We start from the raw sequence: 22,760 nt of genomic DNA on the forward strand, positions 1-22,760 counted from the left end.
ACGTGAATATAACTTTTCATTTCGGCACTTGAGCCAAGCAGACTTGGTGCTAGTTGCACTAGTTGTGCTTGGTGCCTGAAGAGAACTATACTCCTGTAGATACTTCAGACTTTATTGTGTCAGCTAGAAGAGTATAAATTTATTATGGTGTTAATTATGGTGTTAATTATCAAGTGCCTGATTAAATGCTTTAGTAAAAGTGTCATAATCTTCATATTGTGGCATATGACCTAAGCCTTCCAATTCAATTAACACAGAGCCTTTAATCTGTTCTTGGGTATCAATGCCCAATTGCTTATAATTACCTAACTCCCGAGTTACCCCGTCTTTTAACCAACCTCTACCGGGACCTGTTTTATCTCTAGTGCCATTGATTATAAAGGTTTCACTTTTGATATCTGCAAATCTAGCGACAATATTTTCAGAAAAAATAGGGCCGTAAGTTAATGCGTTGTTCCAAGCAACTATTTGCCAATCATCACCAGCAAGTTGACCTTGAAGTGGGATTAACAGCGCTTCATAATCATTATTCCACTTGCCATCATAATAGTTTTTAATCTGGTAATTTCTGGCTTTATCTAAGGTTTTGCCTAGTTCGTTATTATAGAAAAAGTTAACGTCTTTAAATTGTGCGTATTTCCCATAATCTTCTAAACCTATCGAGTTAATCAATATTAACTTACTTACCTCATTTGGGTAATTAGCGGCAAAAGTCGTTGCTACCATACCGCCCATTGAATGGCCGACAAGTTCGATCTCTTTAATGTTTAAGCTGTCTAATAACAACTTGGTATTTAACGCCAGTTGACCAAAACTGTATTGATAATGTTCAGGTTTTGATGATTTACCAAAACCAATTTGATCAGGAATAATAACGCGGTAATTCTTTTTTAGTAGATCGTTAGCAACTCTTTCCCAGTAGTAACCTGAAAAGTTTTTGCCATGCAGTAATACAATAGTTTGCTTGGCATTTTTATCACCAATATCCATATAACGCATTTTTAAAGTTTGATTTTGCGAGGCAAACTCAAATGTTTTTACGGCAAACGGATAAGCAAAACCATCTAATTCTTTATTATATTTAACCGGACTGCTCGCCAATGACTGCGACATGATGGCAAAAAAGGAAAATAAAAGAATACAAAACTTTTTCATAGAAAACTCACTTAATAAATGGGTTGAAGCTGGAAGTACGAATATAACATTTAGGCCGAAGAATGTTGGTTATAATTTTAGAGCTTCTTTTTAGAAAAGTTTTAGGAAACCTTTTAAGCGCTATTACAGTAAAACTGGTTTTAACTGTTATTTTTAGTTTAGGACTTATTGTTCAGGAGTTATGAGAGATGTATATCAAATAAGTACATTTACTCGCTAAATAACCTAAGTGAGCGAGTTCGGCTGTTTCAGGATTTTCTAATATTAAGCGACTAATTTATTAATCGGTATAAAAAATATACAGGCTGTCATGACCATATTATAGAAATAACGAAAATATTGTGCATGATATTCATAGTATTGAATAAATATATGAAAATGTAACAAAATAATTTGACCAACTGTGCAATTACATCAATACTGAAAGTCGATAGTTTTCACTTGTTTAAAAGTGTATCACCCCATACCAATGGATAAGCTCTTTCTATGACCCAATTTCACTTTATCTCAGGCCTTCCTCGTTCGGGCTCTACTTTACTTGCCGCTTTATTAAGACAAAATCCAAATTTTCATGCTGCTATGTCGAGCCCTGTAGCACCTATGATGAATAGTGCATTAGAACAAATGGGAGCCGGTGGTGAATTTTCTGCTTTTTTTGGTCAAGAAAAGCGGAAACGTATTTGCAGGGCATTATTCAGCGCTTATTACCAAGAGCAAGAAGATAAAAAGGTTATCTTTGATACTAATCGTATTTGGACTGCGCGTTTGCATCAATTAGTTGAGCTATTCGATGATGTTAAAATAATTTGTTGTGTCCGTAATCCTGCTTGGATTGCCGATAGCTTCGAAGTTATTTATCGCAAGAACCCCTTTGATTATAGCCGCATGTATTCTCCTCAATCAAGGCAAACAGTATATTCCAGATGTGAAAGTCAAATGTCTGCTGGTGGTACTGTAGGTAGCGCGTGGACAGCATTAAAAGAGGCTTATTATGGTGAGTATTCTGAAAAAATGCTATTGATCGACTATGACTTACTAACCCAGCACCCAGAGCGTGCTATTGAGTTGTTATATCAATTTTTAGGTTATGAAGCATTTGCACATGATTTTGATAATATCGAATACCATGAAAATGAATTCGACCAAACGCTAGGCGCAAAAGGTTTGCATACGGTTAAAAAGAAAGTGGAATTTACGCCAAGGCGTAGCATATTACCGCCAGATTTATTTCAAAAATATAGTGAAATGGCTTTTTGGCAAGACACAGCAGGTACAGCCGCAAATATTATTGCCTCTAAGAAATAAAGTAAGCCATAACAATACATGAGTGTTTATCTAAAATAACACGAAAACGCACTAAAAAATATTTTACGTTGGGAAATTTTCCCAGTTGATTGATAACGAATAATTAGGAATATCCTATGCACAAACATCTGTTAACGTCTATTGCTGCGGCAATGCTTCCTTTAAGTGCTCAAGGAGCTATTGCTCAAGCCAGTGGTAGTTATAGCTACCTTGGTAGTCGAAGCCGTGATGCGGCACTAAGTAGCGCTATTCATTATAGTTCTCAACAAAGCTATAATAAGTTAGACGATAAATCAGATACCCAGCTACAGGTCATTTCCGCTCAACACTCTTTGTTTTTGACTCCGCTTTCAACATCTGAAAAAGCACTTGATTTAACTATTCAACAGCATACTCAACCTGATGAAATATTGAATGCGGATATTGAAAGAGTAAATGGACTTGAGTTGGTTGAAAATTATCAAGTTAATGAACTTATTATTATTGATCAAGCGGTACCAGATAAGCACTTATTCTACAAAGCACTTAAACCTGGTGGCGAAATACGTGAAATAGATTCTAGTAAAGATGGTTTAGAACAATTAAAAGCTATTTTAGCGAACTACCAAAACTTAAATGCTTTACATATTGTTTCTCATGCTGACGATGGAGTTGTATTCCTCGGCTCTAGCAACGTAAATGAAGAGCTTCTACGTGAAGAAGTAAACACGCTTGCTACAATGAATAAAGCCATGAAAGATGGCGCAGATGTCTTTTTTTATGGATGTAACTTAGCTAAAAGTGAAAAAGGCGAGGCGCTACTGGAATTAATTCAAGGTGAAGCTAATGTTGATGTCGCTGCTTCGAATAATTTAACGGGTAATATGAAGCAAGGTGGTGACTGGCAGCTCGAAATTGTTAAAGGGGATATTACGTCGGAGCAACCCTTTAGCGACATCGCTGTTAGGGATTTTAGTCATACTTTAGCGCCAGAGGTGTATACATCCGGTTCGTTTTGTGTCGCTGGGTGCGGTACCCCTAGTACTAGTCTTACTTCCAGCGATGGGCATTTTGTGTTTACGGGTAATGCCGACGGAAGTGGCGAGGATGTTCATGCCTATAACACTTTTCGTCCCGACGACGGTATGTACTTTGACTATCAGACAAGTATCGACGGAGATACCACTGGTTTATTCAACTTTGCCGCAGACGGCGTCACCGTTGGGTCTTTTGAGCTTACGGAGCTTGTCTATTCTACCTACGGCGGCGGCTCCTGCAGCGGGGGCTCAGTGGTCGGATATGTGGCCGGAGGTGGAACGGTATCGAACCCCTTAACGTGGTCCGGAACCAACACTTCCGCAACGCTTTCAAATTTTAGCGGTGTGCAAATTACGCATTTTAGAGTAAGTGGCAGTGGGTGCACTACCTCCGTTTACCAAGGAATGGGCGTACGTTCTTTCACCGTGGATAACAAGCAAGCGCCCACCGATAGCGACGGCTCCCTCACTGCTGCAGGCACAGTTTCTGAGCCTGTAGCCATCAACACCACCGTGGACAGCGCCGGCGAAGCGGTGGATGTTTTCGACTTCACTCTAAGCGACGGGGGCAGCAGCGATGGCCTCGCTATGGGGGTCAGCCAAATTGTACTTAAAGTTTCAGGTACAACAACTGACTCAGAGCGCGAAAAGGTTACTTGGCGCTTGAATGGTAATGACGTCAGTAATGTAACCGGTGTATACAACGCTGGTGCGAATACGATTACCTTTTCAGGCTTAGGCATTTCAGTTGCTAATAGCGCTAGTGAAATTTACACCGTCAATGCTTATTACAATGACAATACCGGTATTACGGAAGGTAAAACCTTTGTATTAAGTGTTGACGGTGATACTGATTTAACCGTTGGTAGCAGTGGCACTCAAATGGCAGCAACCTCTGCTGTTACTAATGGTGCTGGTGGCACCTTTGATGTAACGGCTAGCGCATTAGTGTTTAGTACGCAACCATCAGGCTCTGTTTCTGGATCAGTATTAACAACCCAACCCGTCATTGTGGCGCAAGATGCGTTTGGTAATACCGATATTGATTTTACCGAGACCGTTACCTTAACAGAAGCCAGTGCTGGTTCACTCATCAATGGTTCAGTGGCAGCGGTCAGCGGTGTAGCGACATTTACTAATGTTGTTTATACCGCAACGGCAGATCAACAAAGCTTTACGCTTACCGCTAATGACCAAGATGGTGTAAGTTCAAATTTAGCGATGTTGAATGCCAATGCGGTAACTGCCGATGTTGTGGCAACTAAGCTGGTATTTAACACTCAACCGGTGCCCTTGTCAGTTAACAGCGGCGAAGCCACCAATTTCAGCACGGTTCCGGTAGTTTCTGCGCGAGATGGTAATAATGTTATCGACACTGGTTATAGTACAGGTATCACTCTTACTGAAGTTAATGGCGCCGGATCTGCGATTATGGCTGCAACCGGTGATACCGACGGCAGTGGTGCGACGGTAACTATAACGCCAAGCTCGGGTGTATCTACTTTCACCAGTATGCAAATTACCTATACCGCCGCAGGTGGTAGTAATGAAAACTTTAATTTACAAGCCAGTTCGGGTGGTCTCGCTACGGTTAATAGTTCCCAATTTACCGGTGTGGTTGATTCTACGCCGCCTACGGTTACATCCGTAAGCTCAAATGCAGCTAATGGCAGTTATAAAACCGGTGACGTTGTTGCTGTGGCTATTAACTTTAGTGAATCGGTGGTCGTTACGGGAACGCCACAACTCATTTTAGAAACGGGCGCAATAGATGGTACAGTTAATTACAGCAGTGGCTCTGGTTCCAGTACTTTAATTTTTAGCTACACAGTCCAATCGGGCGATAGCTCTTCAGACTTAGATTATGTTGCCACCAACTCATTGAGTTTGAATAGCGGCACAATTAAAGATGGAGCAGGTAACGCTGCGACCTTAACCCTAGCGACCCCAGGAGCTGCTAATTCATTAGGCGCAAATAAAGCTCTTGTGATCGATGGTGCCGTTCCAACGGTTTCGTCCGTTACGGTTCCAGCTAACGCGACCTATATTGCAGGGCAAAACTTAGATTTCAATATTAATTTCGCTGAAAACGTCACCGTAGATACTACCGGTGGTACACCGCAATTGAGTATTACGGTTGGTGCCACCACGCGCCAAGCGGTGTATGTCACTGGTTCAGGAACGGGTACCTTGTTATTCCGTTACACCATTCAAGCAGGCGAGTCTGATTCCGATGGTATTGCTATCGGTACCTTATCGGCTAATGGAGCTACCTTGCGCGATGCGGCGTTGAATAGCGCCAACTTAACGCTTAATAGTGTGGGAGCAACAACTGCGATATTGGTGGATACGGTTGTGCCAACGGTTTCATCAGTAAATGTTCCCGCCAATGCCACATATATTGCAGGGCAAAACTTAGATTTCACTATTAATTTCAGTGAAAACGTAACCGTTGATACCACAGGCGGTACACCACAATTAGCCATTACTGTTGGTGCCACCACGCGCCAAGCGGTGTATGTCAGTGGTTCAGGAACGGGTACCTTGTTATTCCGTTACACCATTCAAGCGGGCGAGTCTGATACCGACGGTATTGCTATTGGTACCTTGAGTGCGAATGGCGGTACCTTGCGCGATGCGGCTTCTAATGACGCCAACGTATCGCTTAATAGTGTAGGTGCCACAACAAGTGTATTAGTTGATGCCGCTGCGCCTTCGGTTACTTCGGTTTCTGTTCCGGCTAACGCGACCTATATTGCAGGCCAAAACTTAGATTTTACTATTAACTTCGCTGAAAATATCATCGTCGATACCGCAGGTGGAACGCCTCAGCTAGCCATTATTGTTGGTGCAACTACGCGCCAAGCAGTGTACGCCAGTGGAACTGGAACGAATGCCTTATCATTCCGTTACACCATTCAAACGGGTGATTCTGACAGCGACGGTATTGCTATCGGCAGCTTGAGTGCGAATGGTGGTACCTTGCGCGATGCGGCTTCTAATAATACCAACGTAACACTTAACAGTGTGGGATCGACAACCGCCATATTGGTTGATGCAATAGCGCCAACAGTTGCTGAAATAACAGCTGTTACTACGCCAGGTAATAACGCCACACCAAATGTTACAATATCAACAAATGAAGCCGGTACGTTAAGTGTTGGCGGCAGTTGTGGTAGCGCTAATGAAGGATCTATAAGCTCAGGTAATAACACTATTAGCTTAACGCAAACCGATAACAGTACGCCGTTGAGTGACGGTACATACAGTGACTGTACAATTACTATCACAGACTCTGTAAGTAACTCGAACACTCCTATAACACTTACAACTTTTGTTGTTGATGCAACGGCCCCAAGCATAACGTCAGTAACTGTTCCTGCGAATGCAACTTATACTGTCGGTCAAAAATTAGATTTCACGGTAAACTTTGCTGAAAACGTTACGGTGGGCGGTACCCCGCAATTGTCTATCACTATAGGTTCAACTACGCGTCAAGCGACGTACCAAAGTGGCTCTGGCACAAATGCTTTATTATTCAGTTATACGGTACAAGCAGGTGAAAATGACAGTGATGGTATTGCTGTTGGTACCTTGAGTACAAACGGCGGTACGATTATAGATGCTGCATCGAATAATGCGACACTAACGCTAAACAGTACTGGTTCAACAACAAGTGTATTAGTTGATGCACTGGCCCCAACTACTACTTCAGTCATTGTTCCTAACGACGCGACTTACACTGTGGGTCAGAACCTTGATTTCACAGTGAACTTTAATGAAAACGTTACTGTTAATACCGTTGGTGGAACACCTCAATTGACGATCACCATTGGTTCTACTGCACGCCAAGCTAGCTACTTAAGTGGCTCAGGCACGGGTGCTTTATTATTCCGTTATACGGTACAAGCTGGTGAAAGTGATAACGATGGTATTGCGATTGGCAACTTGGCAGAAAATGGCGGTACCATAAAAGACGCATCTTCTAATACTGCGGCATTAAACTTAAATAGTGTCGGTGCAACCACTGGCGTATTAGTTGATTCTGTTGACCCGATTGTGGCTGAAGTAACAGCTGTATTAACGCCTAATACTGACACGACACCTAACGTTACTATTTCAACAACTAAAGCGGGTAACTTAAGCGTAGGTGGTAGTTGTGGTAGTACTGAAGAAGGGTTAATTAGTTCAGGCAATACTACTATTTCTCTAACTCAAACTGATAACAGTACCGAGCTAGCTCAAGGTACTTATAGTGACTGTACAATTACAGTCACTGATCCTTCGGGTAATACTAGTGCGGCCGTTACATTAACAAGTTTTACGATTAATACGACTGCAACGATTAGTGGAGCAAGCTATGATGCAAGCACTGGTGTGCTTAATGTGTCAGCCGGGCCAATGATCACTGATGACAATATTAGCGTTAGTCGCTTTACCTTAATGGGTGAAGGTAAAACACATACATTGACTTCAGCGGATGTTGTTGCTGCATCAAGCAATCATTTCTTAGTGACATTAAATGATGAAGATAAAGCTGCAATAAACCTATTTATGAACAAAAATGGTTCAAACTCTACGGATAACGTTGCTTATAATATAGCCGCTCTGGATGATTGGAATAGCAATACTAACCTAGTTGATGCTGAGGACAGTATTAGTCCGGTATTAGTAAGTAATGTAGCTATACCAAAAATTGTTGATGCTAATTACAATGCTAGTACAGGTGTGTTGACTGTATCAGCAACGGATTTATTGATTCGCAGCGGTGATAGTAATGATATTGTCACTAATAAATTCAGCTTAACAGCTGAGGGGGGAGTAACTTACACCTTAACGAATTCTGCAAATGTTGAAGTATCTTCAGGTAATACTTTTAGTATTACGTTAAGTGAAGCTGACAAAGCTGAGCTGAATAAAGTTATGAATAAAAATGGCACTAGCGCTACCGATGCAACTGTTTACAACTTAGCGGCAGCGGAAGATTGGATTGCAGGTGCTGACTCGACTGTTGTGGTAGCTGATATAACTGACAATGCGATTGACGTTAGTAATGTTAATAAACCAACCATTTCAGAAGCAAGTTACGATGCATCAACAGGTATATTGGTTGTAACAGGTACCGGTTACTTAACCGCTACAGGCTCAGCTAACGATATTACGGCTAACGCTTTTGTGTTTACTGGTCAAGGTGGTGGTACTTACGCTTTAGTTGACACGGCCAATGTTGATATATCTTCAGCTACGTCGTTTACATTAACGTTAAGTGCTACAGATAAAGTTGTTGTTAATCAAATTATTAACAAAACCGGAACACTAGCCATTGATGGTACCGCATTTAATCTTGCTGCCAATAATGATTGGAATACTGGTGCTGACGAAGCTATTGATATTGCAGATGTCAGCGACAACACTATTACAGCTAGTGTACCGAACTCAGCTCCTGTTATAGAAGGTACGCCATCACTTAGTGTTAACCAAGGTTATGATTACAACTTTACCCCTACGGCCAGTGACTTCAATGAAGATGAATTAACCTTCTCTATTGTTAACAAGCCAAACTGGGCAAGTTTTGATGAAACCACTGGTATATTATCAGGTGTGCCAGGAAATGCAGATGTGGGCTCTACGAGCGCCATTGTAATTACCGTAAGCGACGGTGATCTCAGTAACAGTCTTGCGGCATTTGATCTTATTGTACTGAATGTAAATGATGCGCCAGTTATTAACGGCATACCATCTACAAATGTTTTACAAGATGCGGCTTATAGTTTTACCCCAAGTGCATCAGACATTGATGTTGGCTCATTTTTAAGCTTTAGCATCACCAACCAACCTTCATGGACTATATTCAATGCAGTAAATGGTGAATTAACCGGAACGCCGGACAATAGTGCTGTTGGTACTACCGCAGGCATAATTATTACGGTAAGTGATGGTATGTTAAGTAGTAGTTTACCTGCGTTTAGCTTAACTGTATCAAATGTGAATGATGCGCCAGTTATTACTGGTTCACCAGCAACTCAAATTGATGAAAATAGCGCTTATCATTTCCAACCAACAATTTCTGATATTGATGTTGATGACATACTTAGTTTTACGGTTAGTGGTACTCCAGAGTGGATGTCGTTTGATAGCTCTACAGGAACATTAACAGGTACCCCTATTCAGCAACATGTTGATATGACCAGTAATATAACAATTACTGTTAATGACAACTCAGGTGCTAATAATGCTACTGACAGCTTTAGTTTTAGTGTGACGGTTATTAATATTAACCAAGCGCCTGAGGCTATCGCTGACAACTTTGAACTTAGTATTAATAAAGACAATACCTATGTTTTAAATGTATTAAGTAACGATACTGATATTGATGGTGATGTTCTTTCGATTATAGGTGCGACGACTAGTGTTGCTAATGTAACTCATGACAGTGAAAACCTTACGGTCAAAACACCTTTAGGATTTACAGGTACAATTGAACTGCTTTATACCATTACTGATGGTAATGACACTTTTGCAGATGGCTCGGCAACCTTATTAATTAAAGGTGATCAAGATAGTTCTGCGCCAATAATTACAGTACCTGCAAATATTGAAGTGAATGCAACAGGGTTATATACCAAAGTGAATTTAGGTGTGGCTACTGCATTGAACAGCGCTGGTAAACCTATTGCTATTACTTTAGTTGAAAGTAACTCTTTATTTAAACCAGGTAAGAATATCGCCTATTGGCAAGCTACAGACCCTAAAACTGGTTTAACAAGTATTGCTAGTCAGCAAGTGCTTGTGCATCCACTGATTTCATTAGGTAAAAACCAAACGGTTGTTGAAGGTAAAACAGCTACTGTAAAAGTATTACTCAATGGACAAGCGGTAAGTTACCCGTTGGTATTAACACTAAATGTATCAGGTAGTGCCACCATGGATGATTATGCTATGGATAGTCAAACGGTAACAATTGAATCAGGCACTCAAGCAAATGTAATGATTGATATTCTTCAAGATAATGAATCGGAAAGCATTGAAACACTAACGCTAAGTATTGATGAAGGGAATGTTGGTACGGGTACAGCGCAGGTGATAACTATTGTTGAAACCAATGTATCACCAGTGGTTTCTTTGGTTAGTTCACAAAATAATGAACGTAGACAAATTGTCACATCAACGGACAGTTTAGTGACTATAGAGGCAAATATTAGCGACGCTAACGATGACAACGTAAGTACACAGTGGCTATATGACAACATACTTAACATTGAACATATTGATGATAAAACCATAGAGCTAAACCCTGATGGATTAAGCAGCGGAGTTTACTCTATTGATTTAATTGCTACTGATAATGGTGATGGTAACTTAAGTACCACCAGAACATTGTATCTGTCTGTTGTTAATACTTTGCCTGAACTCACCGATAGTGACACCGATTCGGACCGTATTCCTGATAATGAAGAAGGCCATCGTGATACTGATGATGATGGTATTCCTAATTACTTAGATAGTATTACGGACTGTAATGTAATGCCTTCGCAAGCATTAATAACAACTAGCTTCTTAATAGAAAGTGAGCCAGGCACATGTTTACGCAAAGGTAATACGCTAGTTTCTGGTTCTACAGGTGGTCTGCAATTGTTGAAAGGTGAACTTGAAAGCAGTGCAGGTGTCGATAATGAAGCTGTTATTGTGGGTGGTATTTTTGATTATATCGCTACAGGATTACCAGAGGCAGGGGCAGAATATAAATTTGTAATTCCACAAGTTAAGCCTATTCCTAGCGGTGCGGTGTATCGTAAACACAGTGAAAACCTTGGTTGGAGCACATTTGTTGAAGATGCAAAAAATCAATTGCATTCTGCTCCAGGCACTCGTGGCTATTGTCCTTCACCCAATAGTGCTCAGTGGTCTTCAGGTTTAACTGAAGGTCATTGGTGTGTACGCTTAACTATTGAAGATGGAGGTTATAATGACAATGACGGTATTGCCAATGCTAGTATTATTGATCCAGGGGGCGTTTCTGTAATGCTAACAAGTAATACTGCTCCTGTTGCTGTAGAAGATGTAATTTCAGTAAGACGAAATGAAGCAATCTTAATTGATGTGTTAGCAAACGATACTGATACTGATCAAGATATGTTAACGATTACAGCGGTAAGCGCGACATTTGGTCTGGTAACCATTACTTCTGATAATTTACTACACTATCAAAGTGCAAGTAATTATGTTGGCCAAGATACTGTTGTTTATAACCTTTCTGATGGCAATGGTGGCTCTGACAGCAATACGGTAAGCGTTACTATTTACCCTAACAATGCACCACTTGCAGTTAATGATAGTGCTAGTACCGATGATAGAACGGCAATTACTATTGATGTCTTAGCAAACGATAGTGATATTGATGGTGATGACTTAACTATTATTAGTGCGGTTACAGACAATGGTACTGTTAGTATTAGTCAAAATAATACTTTACTCTTTACTCCAGAACCTGATTTTGATGGTGTTGCGTCAATAACTTATATCATCGATGACGGGGAAGGCGATCAAGCAACAGCAGAAGCTGCCGTGACCATTAAAGCTTATCAAAGTGTTACTGTGAGTAATAAGTCGAAAGGCGGTAGCATGGGAATAATTCTAATTACTCTCGCTGGATTAACCTTATACCGTTTACGTCGCAAGCAAGGAGTCACTAAAAACACCTTAATTCAAGGGATAACTGCACTGTCGTTAGCTACAAGCCTCAATGTTGCAGCAGCAGAGCCAGTATGGTTTGTTAGTGGTAGCATAGGGCAAAGTAATGTCAGCTCAAGTCAAACAGTGCCAAATAATATTGGCATTACTGATATTGCTGTAGATAAGTCTGATACTAGCTATAACATAGGTGCGGGTATAAATTATGACGCATATACGCTTACTTTAAGTTATGAGCAGTTAGGTGAGACGTCTGTATCATATACGGGTGACACTTTAGATTCATCTGCATACCATCAAGCCTTAGTAAATAGTTCACCTAAGCTGGTTGATGGCTTTAGTTTGTTAGGCCAATATACTTTGTGGCAGAATGATGACTTTAGTGTTTTAGCTGGTTTAGGCTTGTTTGCTTGGGAGTTAGATCACACAAGTAAGTTAGGTGATAATATTCTTGATACAAATAAAGATGGTGTTGATGTATTTTACAACTTACAACTAGCCTATACGGTTATTGAAAATACTCAGGTATTTATCAAAGCAAGTCGATACAACTTATCGATTAACAATGTTAATAATATTTCGCTAGGTTTACTCTACCGATTTTAAGCTCTAAAAATTAATCGTAAAGTAATATTATCTAATGTTAGCCTGTGGTCTTAACGAAATTCATCTTGTTAAGACCACATTGTAAATATCCATGAATAACAATTTTTATCGGTCATTGTTTTATCGGTCATTGTTACTTTTGAATACCCCCTGACAGGCCATAAGCAACTATCGTAGAATAACCGCTACCTTACGTTCTATCTAAAACAACACGCGCCAAAACATTAAACTTTGCGACAATATCGCCTCATTAACGGTATTCATGTTTGCCAGTACGGTATTTTGGTTAGTGGAATTTACCACGATGTTTGGTAAATTTATTGGTGCTTGTTTAGGCTCGCAATGTTTATTCAAAATATCCATAAAGTACTCAAGTGACTTATGTGTTTGAACCTGAGGCATTACTGAGCGCTCTATATAAACCAGATAAAATCGGATAAAGCGCTATGACAATTGCTAACAGTAATCCAAACCCACAAAGAAGATTCTTTTTAGAGCCAGTTAATGTTCCAAAACCTAGAGAGATTTCATTTACGAATAGACCATAAATAGAACCAAAAAAAAGAAATATATATCCGATGCCTAATATTAAAAACGAATACTGTTTCAAACTAGTTAAAAATTCCATGCTTACAACTCCATTGAATATAAGGTCCCACCAAAAGGCAAAATAGTTGATTCTAATGTGGAACGAATTGGAACCTAACCAATTATTAGTCCAAATATGAGTTCAACTGTCAGTCCTGCTTTAGTGATTTGTTAAGCAATAGCCCAACCACATAAACCAAGAAGTATTATATTTGCTACTAAGGCGATTAAATAGAAATAGCTTCTTGGACTCGGATTTTTTTCTGTTGATATCGAGTAATACAAAATCATGTGAATTATTCTGGATATTGCCATGACCCAAATTATGATCCCGGTCCAAAAAACATTAGCTCCAACAAGGATTGCTAAAAATGAAGCACCAAGCATTACCGTGATATTTTCTAGAGAATTTGCAAATGTTCTATGTGAGCGAAACACGAACGAAGAGTGGCTTAGTGATGAGTCAATTTTTCCTGGAATAGCACCTGGCTGTGAAGCTTTAGATTTTGCCGCAACAAGACTTTGTACTACAACAGTCAATATGATTGTTAATATACCGAAAAAAGCAACTGAATAATGATCCAACATAACCAAACCCCTCTTTATTTAATATTTCCTAACGAGACTGTAGAATTTCTCTATTTTTGAGAAAATACAGCCATTTTGTAAATTTATTAACTAACTAAAACAACAAGTTAAATTTTTTAATTTATCACAAATTTACAAAAAACGAGTTGTTCTACAGCCTCAACTATTTGATAAGTGGAAAATAACAATTGGATATAATCGCGAAGCGATGGCCAACAGTTATTTTTAATCAATTAGTTAGGGCTTTTTTAGCTGGAGCCAGTTTTTACTAAAGAAAGCTCTCTTCCTTTGAACTGGATATTTGACATTGAAAAATGACATTTTGGGATTATCAGAAACAGTTAACAACCAATTATCGTCTTTATCAAAAAAAGAGAACCTTATTGAGTCCCCCCCAATAATAAGTGGTTTATTAAAAATGCCGGAAGCATAATTCGCTGAAAGTTCTAATGTATCTTTTATGCTTAACTTCTTATCAAGAAGGTAAATATACAACGCTTCTTCTAATGGGTTCCCTTCTGTAATAAATAATAGATATTTATCATCTACAGCGTACTGTGCTTCCAAAATCCCACCTATAACTTGGATCGAATCGTTTAACGTTGAATTACTGAGTATAATTTGGGGAGGGATATTCCCAGTATTTTCAACTTTCAGTACTTCAAATATATTTATTTCTCTAATTTCCATTAGAAAAACCATCCAAAAGATACATCGGCACCAAGCGCACCTAAAGCTCCCCCAACAAATACTCCAACAGTAACGCATATTGGAGCGCCTGGGCCACAAGCTAACCCTGCGAGCGCACCTCCTGCTGCACCTCCCGCGAAACCACCACCGATAACAACTCCTTCTCTGGCTGTAGCTTTCGGTTTGTCGTCTGCAACAGCAATATTGTAAACTGCAACCCCAAGTGTTACTAACAGTAATCCTCGTCCTAATTTTGAATATTTCAGTGCAGCAGAATTTACGGCAGGCCTTGGTCTGCCTGAACTATCAATAATTTCTAAATAGACTTGATTTTTTTGCAGGCTTGATAACTTTAAAAATGACTTTCCATATTTATTTTGTGAATACTTCTCTGTTAAATCGGTGAGCGTAAGTCCTGTTTTTTTCAGGTTAATAGCCTTAGCTTTTCCTAAGTCACTTGTTCGTAAGCGTTGAGCTTCAAGTATTTGATTACGTATGACCTGTACTTGCTTAGCAGCTTCCTCGGCAGAGATAGCTCCCGAAGTAACCCTAGCACGATATTCACTTGCCACCTTCTTGGTTTGGTTGATATAACTCATCCTAACCTTGCCATCATTAATAAACCTATGAGCAAAATTCATTGCTGCAGATTCCATCTGTGATAAAGATCCTTCTAACATAGATCTATCATACCCTCGATTCATTCTATTACTCCTTTGAAGTCCTAACGCTTATTATGGGGACTTCTCAGTAATGTACGGCCCATAAATTTAATTTATTAATAGCTAATATTTCATAATTTCAATAATTTAGAAAGGCTAAAGTTTTATAAAATAGTTGCTCTTGGATATTACGGTTCTTTCGCTGTAATGTTCAAATTAAATACGATGATTAATATACTACTTTTCAATTAGTTAAGTTGTAAGTCTGAATGTGTCTTGAATATTTATCCTCATTCAAAATTGATCACTTAATTAATCCGATTGGTATAAGATAGAATACTTAAAATTGTTCATTTGCCAAAGCTGTACCAAACATCAAACAAATCTCAACCAAACTTTAGCCAAGCCAAAGTCAAACCAAAGCATCATACTTGTGCTATAACTTGCAGATTAATTGCCAATTACTTGCTAGTTAGCACACAATTACTTACAGTCACAGCCTCTGACTATCACATCATTTATTCTTCAAGGACATCGCTTGGAATTTGCTAATTTAACACTAGAGATAGTACTATTTCTCTTTGCTGTCGCCATTGTTGCCGGCTTTCTTGATACCTTGGCTGGCGGCGGTGGATTATTAACTTTACCTGCATTAATGATAAGTGGAATTCCGCCGCTATTGGCACTTGGTACAAACAAGCTACAAGCTTGTATGGGGACCGCTACCGCAAGTTTTATGATGTTGCGTAAAAAGCGGGTGACATTCCAACAAGTAAAGTTTTTGATGTTATCTGCATTTATTGGTTCAAGTATTGGCACTCTCTTTATTCAAATTATTGATGTTGAATTATTAACTTTAGTTATCCCCATTGTGATTAGTTGTATTGGTCTGTATTTTTTATTTGCGCCTACGATTGAAGAGGGTGATAGGCCAGCTAAAATATCGTCAAGGGCTTATAAAACTATTGTTGTGCCACTTATTGGTTTTTATGACGGTCTGTTTGGTCCTGGCACAGGCAGCTTTTTTACGCTCGCGGGTAGGGCGTTACAAGGACAACAATTTCTTGATGCAACGGCACGAGCAAAAACTTTAAACTTTGCCACCAATATCGCCTCGTTAATCGTATTTTTGTTTGCCGGTAAAGTGTTTTGGTTAGTGGGGTTTACCATGATGTTTGGCCAGTTTATTGGTGCTTGGTTAGGCTCGCATTGTTTATTCAAAATACCCGTGAAGTACTTACGCTATTTAGTTGTGATCATGTGTTTTTCTATGTTGGCAAAATACTTAACGAGCTAACTAACTGCAACTAACTTGCTAGCTGCTAACTAAAGCAGGGCAATCACGTTTATGATGACTAAATTGACATCTCATCTTATCGGATATATGATCCGTATATAATTAATATACGGAATGTATAATGGGAATTGTTAAAATATCAGATCAATTACATGATGAAATTAGAAAATCGTGTAATGTCATGTCGAGATCAATCAACTCACAAGCTGAATTTTGGATCAAAATGGGTATGCTGGCGGAGTTAAATCCAACGCTTACCTTTCATGAAATTATTAAAAAGCAATTGCTAAAAGAAAACCTGATTATTGCAGAGTTATTACATGAATAAAACAATGATCAAAACTGAAGCAGAAATTAACTTCATGAGAGAGTCTGGCAAGCTGTTAGCTCAAGTATTTAAAATGCTCGATGACTTTATTTGTGAAGGTATAACCACGCTAGAAATTGACACGAAAGTTGAAAGTTACATTGTTAATGAATTAAACGCCCGACCTGCGAGTAAAGGGCAATATGGTTATCAGTATTCACTGAACTCTTCTGTAAATGATGTAGTATGCCATGGCGTACCTAATGATAAATATCCTTTAAAAGCCAAAGATATCTTAAATGTTGATATCACCTTGGAAAAAAATGGTTTTATCAGTGACTCAAGTAAAATGTATACTTTCAGTGCAACAAGCGCTGAAGCTAAACGCTTAGTTACAACTACTTACGAAGCTATGTGGAAAGGTATTAAGGTAGTCAAACCGAAAGCAACCTTGGGAGATGTTGGTCATGCTATTCAAAAGCATGCAGAATCTGCGGGATATAGTGTTGTTCGAGAATATTGTGGTCATGGTATTGGTACCGAAATGCACGAAGATCCGCAAGTGCTGCATTACGGAAGGCCACATTTGGGTTTAGCATTAGAAGCAGGCATGACATTCACTATAGAGCCAATGATCAATCAAGGTTCAAAGAAAATAAAAACTAAAAAAGATGGTTGGACAGTAGTTACCCGCGATAAAAAACTCTCTGCTCAATGGGAACATACTATTTTAGTTACCGAAACTGGCTACGAAGTATTGACGCTTCGCGATGAAGAAAAGATACTTTAACGTGGCTTAAAAAGATAAAACAATGAAAACATTACTGATTTTTTTACTGTTATTAACGTGTGTAAGTTGTAGTGATGAGCCTGAATTTTATTCAATTGAAAGTTTCAATGACCAATTTAGCAATGAGTTATTTATTGCTAAATTAAAGCACAATAATATTCCCTATCAATTCGATTACCAGATGGGAGAACATTATTTTTTAGTGCACTCTAATTTCAAAGAAAGGTTAATTCAACTGCGCAAAGACAGTTTAGAAGAAGCTAAATTACTTGCGCTAATAAACCTAGAAAATGAATGTAGCCAGATCAACTTATCTGAAAAGCTAAACGAATCGAATGTCTATCACATGACTTTGAATAAACGCGGCATTCCGATGATCAGAATGACGAGTAAAGATCATAATAGTGAAAAGGTAACTACCATTTTAACTGCCTACGATTGGCGCTGTAATTAATGTTTGTGCCTGTTTTCTTAACTGATTAGCACATTCGGCCATCACAATGGCACCTGCAGTTGACACATTTAAAGAGTTTCCCATACCAACCATCGGAATATGGATATGCTGATGACTCAAACCTAATGCTGCCTCACTCACGCCTTTACGCTCATTACCTAAAACTAATACAGACGGCGAAGGGTAGGTTACTTCACTGTAATCAACCGAGTCACTACATAGCTCAACACTATAAACAGTATAACCATCAGCTATTAATGTTTGTAAACTTGAAACTGTATTATCGCTATATTCAATATTTACCCATTTAGCTTCGTTTCTTGAGGCTTTTTTCAGTTTTTTATCTGATATTGTTAGCTCACCACACACTATAATTTTTTCAATGGCAAAAGCGTCGGCTAAACGAATAAATGAGCCTACGTTATAGCTGTTAGTAACATGATCTAACACCACAACTAGCGGCGTTTTAGGCTGAGATAAATATTCATCGCGACTTGGCTTAGTTGTTCTCAGATCTTCTTTACTGAGTTGAATTTTTAAAGATTTAGTAGAAGGTGTAACTGATGATAGAGCTGAAGGCATAATAGATATTCTTATAAAGTACGAATAAATTGGTATAACTGGTTATTTTCCCTTAATTCCAATTTTTTGGCTAGGCAAATCTTTGTCATAATTCTGTGCTTTAAATTCTATATTCTATATTTTTAAATTATTAAATAATTTATATCGTGGTCAGCTATTCATACTTGAATTCAAAAAAATAATTTTATTTGAATTATTTTTTGTAAATTAGTGGTCTAAGCTCGTTCCCGACACGTATTTTATTGTATTGAGAAGAATAGCTTCATTAAGTTTATTAGAATAACTATCGCTTTATTTAATTACAGCAGTTACTACTGCAACTATGACAGGATTAACAGAGTTACCCTATGAAAATCATTCAATTATCCAACGGTGAGTTTTCTTCTGAAAATGCACCCAAAGCACAACTTGATGATGGTAGCTTTTGCATACCGCAACATTACCTTAAATATCGCCACACATTAGCGAGTGTTGAAGAGCTTATTTTAAAAGTCGATTATTCCGACCGATATCCTATTTTTGTCTCACAAGATAATCAGGGCATTTATTTACAGGTTGGTATTATTGGCGCTGATAACTATAAAAGCAGTAACTATCAGAGTAGTCCTGTTGCTCAAGCTAACTCAAACGGTCAAAGTCTTTCAGAAAATCACAACAATACATCGGTTGTTTCAGCAATCAAAGATAAAAACCTGAAAATAATGTACGGCCGAAAATGGCGAGTTGAGCCTAAATTACCGAGCGCTGAAATTATACAAACCGCTTTTCTCGCTATAAAAAAAGTCAGAGAGCATGAAGTAAGAGAGTTATTTCGTTTAACTGCTTTTAATAAAATAACTACACCGCTTAATAGTCATCATGATGTAACTATGCTGATTAATAGTAAGGAGCTGAAAAGTAAAGATGTTGAGCTTTCTTGGTCAGAATTACAACAAGAGCTTGATAGCTTGTGCTATGAACAAGCAACTTTTCATCTTGTTAATATTGAAAACAGACATGAAAAATATTGGTTAGTTGAATTAGAAGTGCTTATTGCTCCTGACAGTCAACTAGAAGAACTGCAGGCAGATCAGTTGATTGTACTGATTGTTAATAAACTCACTTTTAATGAGGTTTGTTATCAATTAATGGCTGAACTTATTCGTTTAAGTGATAGGCATGTAGATGAACATTTTACCTTCTCGCAAGTGGCTCGCTTTAGTCAACAGAACGATATAAAAGCAATTGCTAAAATATCAGCCAACACTCGAGAGCTTCATAAGTCAGAAGAAAAAGCAGACTTTGAAAAAGATTGGCGTAATGAAAATTATCAAGTGGATTTAACGCGCGTCCCGCAATTAAATACTGGCGTGTTTTCAGAGCGCATAAGAGGAATATTAAACTCATTTAACGGTATTGAAGGGATTTTGCCGGAGAATACTTAACAATTTAGGTGACAGCTGCCTTGAAAAGTGGCGATATTTAAAATAGTTATATCCTTTTAAGTTGCTGTAATTAAATTTAAAAAACACTTTCACAGTGTTTTTTTTGTATACTATTTTTAATGTGATTATTTGTAATGAATTTGTAACTTCATTAATGTAAAATATTAATGAAATTACATGTGACACTTACCCCTTTTTTTGTTAATAAAATTTATGGATGACTCAATGAAAAAACAACTTAAATCTCTTGCAATACTTAGTCTTTTACCGCTTGCTGTTAACGCTGAAGAAGTGACTAAATCAGGAAGTAAAGTACAAGATATGTCAGATCCTTTAGCGGTTTATACTCAAGTTGGGGTTGGCTCTGCCAATATGGGGCTTTACCTAAATATGGGGAAAAGTTATGACCCAGGTACGCCAAATACTATGGCGATGAATTTACTTGAAATTAAAGGGCTTTTAGGTGAAACCTTTGGTTGGGGACATGATGATGGTGCAGATCAAGCGGTAGACTCAGTGCGTTTTAGAAACTTTAAAGTGAACACTAAAGATGGTCGTGGCGCTCAAGTCGATTTTGTTTATTCTTTAAATGAAAGTAGTATAGGTAAGCATAACGGCACTTTGTCTTACAGCCTTATTCAAGCATTACCTAAGTGGGGACGTTTGAATTTATATCCGTTAGCAGGTCTTGGTGCTACAATTGCTAAAGACGCTATTCAAGGTGACGGTAGTACAGACAGCGGTTTTTCATTTGAAGGTGTTTTTGCGCAAGTTGGTTTTTACAGTAAATTAAAAATTACTGATAAAATTTGGTTTAACTACAACCCTACTTGGGTAACAACACTTGGTGGTAATCCATATTATAAAGACAATGCTTACGGCACTAATAACTCAAGTGTTTTTTCTAATGAAATATCATTAGGCTACCAAATTACACCTACGCTAAACATTAGATATTTTGGTGACTGGAACCAGTATATTGATTTTAAAGATGGCAACCAGCGTATAGTTGTTAGTTACCAGTTATAGTTACCAGTTAAAGCTACTTATAATTAAGATTATTCAACAATATTTAAGTTGAAAATGTAAAAAGCCGTTATCTACTTTGTCATGTAGATAACGGCTTTTTAGTTTCTGATTTGAAATTTGAAATTTGAAATTTGGTAATAGGTATCAGGTATTTATGAGTAAATGGGCAATCATAGTGAATTATACACAAGAGTTATTAATGTTTAGGTTAGGTAATGTTTAGATGAGATAACTCTTAGGCGAATAAATTCGCCTCTACAAACTAATCACTAAAGATTTTTGCATAAACCTAGTTCCCAAAAGACTTTCCCCTAAAAAACTAATACATCAAATTAATACTTCAAATTAATAAGGCTTCTCACTTTATCTAATAGTTGAATAAGCTCGTGGCTCATATCAAAGCTCATTATTGGGCTTTCGGTTTTGCCTTGGCGTAATAATTCATTAAAGTGACTTATTTCAAAATTATAGCCATGAGTATTACATTCAAATTCTTTTATTTCTTCACTGTCAGCCGTAATTAAAGTAACACTTGTTGGCTGATGAAAGCCGTTGTTAATTTTAATAATACCGCGCTCGCAATGGAAAATAGCTTCACAAGGAGTCGCTTCTAATAGAGTCGATTTTAAAGTGGCAGTAGCATTTTTATAAGTGAGCGCCATGGTGCAAGATGAGTCTGCGCCGTTATCAAAATAGCTTGCTTCTGCGCTTATTTCATCAGGTACGCCTAAGGTTGAAAGCGCCACAAAAAGAGGATAAATACCAATATCTAACAGGCTTCCGCCGCCTAATGCTTTATTAAATAATCGCGAGTCGTTGTCGAAAGGTCTTACAAAACCAAAGTCTGCTTCTACGCTCAGTAATTTTCCGTAAGTGTTATTTTTTAATTGCGTTAATACAAAATTATAATGTGGTAGGAAGTAAGTCCACATTGCTTCCATCAATAGCGTGTCATGCGCACTTGCGATGGCAATCATACTGTTTACTTCAGCGTTATTCATCGCCAAAGGTTTTTCACATAACACTGCAATATTTTTCTCTAAACATAATCGAGCATTTTCTTTATGCATTGCATGCGGAGTTGCTATGTAAATAGCGTCAATATTTTCATCATTTACTAACGCTTCATAACTGCCATAGGCTTTGCTTGCTTGATATTGTGTGGCAAAGTAATCGGCTTTTGATTGAGATCTTGATGCTACGGCGTACAACTCAGCATCTTCAACTGTTAACAAGTCAGTGGCAAATTTATTAGCGATATTACCTAGGCCAATAATTCCCCAGCGTATTTTTCTGTCTGTCAGTGATTTCATTTAGTTAGCTCCATAAGATAATGCATCTTTATGTTTGATAGTTTAATCCTAATATAAAAATATGGAAGAAGAGTTTTAGCTTGTCTCATCAGTTGATACTTATTTTATAGATCAATGAGTTAAATTTTGCCTACTGTCTGAAGACAGCAACGAACGAGAAAGGTTTAAGATGGTTTGATATTTAATGTAAGCTAATATGTTTTCAGCAAAAAAAAAGCCCCCGATGGTAATCGAGAGCTTTTGGTTTAGTGGGGTTTATCTGT

15 protein-coding genes are annotated in these 22,760 nt (G+C 38.2%); 8 read left to right on the forward strand and 7 right to left on the reverse strand.

Annotation, left to right across the window (positions count from 1 at the left end; genetic code table 11):
• Window positions 1-162: 162 nt before the first annotated feature.
• On the reverse strand, window positions 163-1,155 hold the full coding sequence (locus CWS31_RS07600) for an alpha/beta fold hydrolase (RefSeq protein ID WP_101345538.1): 993 nt from the start codon (window positions 1,153-1,155) through the stop codon (window positions 163-165).
• A gap of 486 nt (window positions 1,156-1,641) precedes the next feature.
• On the opposite strand from CWS31_RS07600, the gene CWS31_RS07605 reads away from it, so the two are divergent.
• Together CWS31_RS07605 and CWS31_RS07610 are read left to right on the forward strand one after the other, a co-directional pair.
• Complete coding sequence (locus CWS31_RS07605) at window positions 1,642-2,460, forward strand: sulfotransferase family protein (protein ID WP_101345539.1); 819 nt, start codon at window positions 1,642-1,644, stop codon at window positions 2,458-2,460.
• A gap of 116 nt (window positions 2,461-2,576) precedes the next feature.
• The gene (locus tag CWS31_RS07610; protein ID WP_101345540.1) at window positions 2,577-12,773 is read left to right on the forward strand and encodes a DUF4347 domain-containing protein; all 10,197 of its coding nucleotides are present in this window, start codon (window positions 2,577-2,579) and stop codon (window positions 12,771-12,773) included.
• A gap of 379 nt (window positions 12,774-13,152) precedes the next feature.
• Here CWS31_RS07610 and CWS31_RS07620 read toward each other — a convergent pair whose 3' ends face one another.
• The 4 genes from CWS31_RS07620 to CWS31_RS07635 form a co-directional block, all read right to left on the reverse strand.
• Window positions 13,153-13,401, reverse strand: a complete 249-nt coding sequence (locus CWS31_RS07620) for a hypothetical protein (protein ID WP_101345542.1) — start codon at window positions 13,399-13,401, stop codon at window positions 13,153-13,155.
• A 131-nt stretch (window positions 13,402-13,532) separates the two neighbouring features.
• Window positions 13,533-13,949, reverse strand: a complete 417-nt coding sequence (locus tag CWS31_RS07625) for an MAPEG family protein (RefSeq protein WP_101345543.1) — start codon at window positions 13,947-13,949, stop codon at window positions 13,533-13,535.
• Between the two features lie 237 nt (window positions 13,950-14,186).
• Entirely contained in the window at window positions 14,187-14,639 is a 453-nt protein-coding gene (locus CWS31_RS07630) for a hypothetical protein (RefSeq protein ID WP_148747746.1), read from the reverse strand.
• A complete protein-coding gene (locus tag CWS31_RS07635) occupies window positions 14,639-15,295 on the reverse strand; it encodes a hypothetical protein (protein ID WP_211355808.1) in 657 nt (218 codons plus the stop codon). Before CWS31_RS07635 ends, CWS31_RS07630 begins: the two co-directional genes overlap by 1 nt.
• 544 nt (window positions 15,296-15,839) lie before the next feature.
• Here CWS31_RS07635 and CWS31_RS07640 point away from each other — a divergent pair.
• From CWS31_RS07640 to CWS31_RS07655, 4 genes are all read left to right on the forward strand, one after another.
• On the forward strand, window positions 15,840-16,598 hold the full coding sequence (locus tag CWS31_RS07640; RefSeq protein WP_101345546.1) for a TSUP family transporter: 759 nt from the start codon (window positions 15,840-15,842) through the stop codon (window positions 16,596-16,598).
• 121 nt (window positions 16,599-16,719) lie between these two features.
• A complete protein-coding gene (locus tag CWS31_RS07645) occupies window positions 16,720-16,926 on the forward strand; it encodes a ParD-like family protein (protein ID WP_101345547.1) in 207 nt (68 codons plus the stop codon).
• Complete coding sequence (map, locus tag CWS31_RS07650) at window positions 16,919-17,695, forward strand: type I methionyl aminopeptidase (protein ID WP_101345548.1); 777 nt, start codon at window positions 16,919-16,921, stop codon at window positions 17,693-17,695. Before CWS31_RS07645 ends, map begins: the two co-directional genes overlap by 8 nt.
• A 22-nt stretch (window positions 17,696-17,717) precedes the next feature.
• Window positions 17,718-18,149, forward strand: coding sequence for a hypothetical protein (locus CWS31_RS07655; RefSeq protein ID WP_101345549.1), 432 nt, complete (start codon window positions 17,718-17,720; stop codon window positions 18,147-18,149).
• Here the strand turns inward: CWS31_RS07655 and CWS31_RS07660 are convergent.
• Window positions 18,120-18,731 carry a TrmH family RNA methyltransferase gene (locus tag CWS31_RS07660; RefSeq protein ID WP_101345550.1) on the reverse strand — a complete coding sequence of 204 codons (612 nt, stop codon included), beginning with the start codon at window positions 18,729-18,731 and terminating at the stop codon, window positions 18,120-18,122. The two genes, CWS31_RS07655 and CWS31_RS07660, sit on opposite strands and share 30 nt — an antisense overlap.
• 347 nt (window positions 18,732-19,078) lie before the next feature.
• Here CWS31_RS07660 and CWS31_RS07665 point away from each other — a divergent pair, with 347 nt between their 5' ends.
• Window positions 19,079-20,155, forward strand: coding sequence for a hypothetical protein (locus CWS31_RS07665; RefSeq protein WP_101345551.1), 1,077 nt, complete (start codon window positions 19,079-19,081; stop codon window positions 20,153-20,155).
• A gap of 225 nt (window positions 20,156-20,380) precedes the next feature.
• Window positions 20,381-21,184, forward strand: coding sequence for a hypothetical protein (locus tag CWS31_RS07670; RefSeq protein WP_101345552.1), 804 nt, complete (start codon window positions 20,381-20,383; stop codon window positions 21,182-21,184).
• 332 nt (window positions 21,185-21,516) lie between these two features.
• Here CWS31_RS07670 and CWS31_RS07675 read toward each other — a convergent pair whose 3' ends face one another.
• Window positions 21,517-22,497: a Gfo/Idh/MocA family protein gene (locus tag CWS31_RS07675; protein ID WP_101345553.1), complete on the reverse strand. Its 981-nt coding sequence runs from the start codon at window positions 22,495-22,497 to the stop codon at window positions 21,517-21,519.
• Window positions 22,498-22,760: the final 263 nt, after the last annotated feature.

Source organism: Colwellia echini, from assembly GCF_002843355.2.
Lineage (GTDB): Bacteria > Pseudomonadota > Gammaproteobacteria > Enterobacterales > Alteromonadaceae > Colwellia > Colwellia echini.

Excerpts from the sequence above, each read along its gene's own strand:
- CWS31_RS07665 (WP_101345551.1), top strand. The coding sequence starts at position 19,079 with ATGAAAATCATTCAATTATCCAACGGTGAGTTTTCTTCTGAAAATGCA.
- CWS31_RS07660 (WP_101345550.1), bottom strand. The coding sequence starts at position 18,731 with ATGCCTTCAGCTCTATCATCAGTTACACCTTCTACTAAATCTTTAAAA.
- CWS31_RS07600 (WP_101345538.1), bottom strand. The coding sequence starts at position 1,155 with ATGAAAAAGTTTTGTATTCTTTTATTTTCCTTTTTTGCCATCATGTCG.
- CWS31_RS07620 (WP_101345542.1), bottom strand. The coding sequence starts at position 13,401 with ATGGAATTTTTAACTAGTTTGAAACAGTATTCGTTTTTAATATTAGGC.
- CWS31_RS07605 (WP_101345539.1), top strand. The coding sequence starts at position 1,642 with ATGACCCAATTTCACTTTATCTCAGGCCTTCCTCGTTCGGGCTCTACT.
- CWS31_RS07645 (WP_101345547.1), top strand. The coding sequence starts at position 16,720 with ATGGGAATTGTTAAAATATCAGATCAATTACATGATGAAATTAGAAAA.
- CWS31_RS07610 (WP_101345540.1), top strand. The coding sequence starts at position 2,577 with ATGCACAAACATCTGTTAACGTCTATTGCTGCGGCAATGCTTCCTTTA.
- map (WP_101345548.1), top strand. The coding sequence starts at position 16,919 with ATGAATAAAACAATGATCAAAACTGAAGCAGAAATTAACTTCATGAGA.
- CWS31_RS07655 (WP_101345549.1), top strand. The coding sequence starts at position 17,718 with ATGAAAACATTACTGATTTTTTTACTGTTATTAACGTGTGTAAGTTGT.
- CWS31_RS07625 (WP_101345543.1), bottom strand. The coding sequence starts at position 13,949 with ATGTTGGATCATTATTCAGTTGCTTTTTTCGGTATATTAACAATCATA.
- CWS31_RS07670 (WP_101345552.1), top strand. The coding sequence starts at position 20,381 with ATGAAAAAACAACTTAAATCTCTTGCAATACTTAGTCTTTTACCGCTT.
- CWS31_RS07675 (WP_101345553.1), bottom strand. The coding sequence starts at position 22,497 with ATGAAATCACTGACAGACAGAAAAATACGCTGGGGAATTATTGGCCTA.
- CWS31_RS07635 (WP_211355808.1), bottom strand. The coding sequence starts at position 15,295 with ATGGAATCTGCAGCAATGAATTTTGCTCATAGGTTTATTAATGATGGC.
- CWS31_RS07630 (WP_148747746.1), bottom strand. The coding sequence starts at position 14,639 with ATGGAAATTAGAGAAATAAATATATTTGAAGTACTGAAAGTTGAAAAT.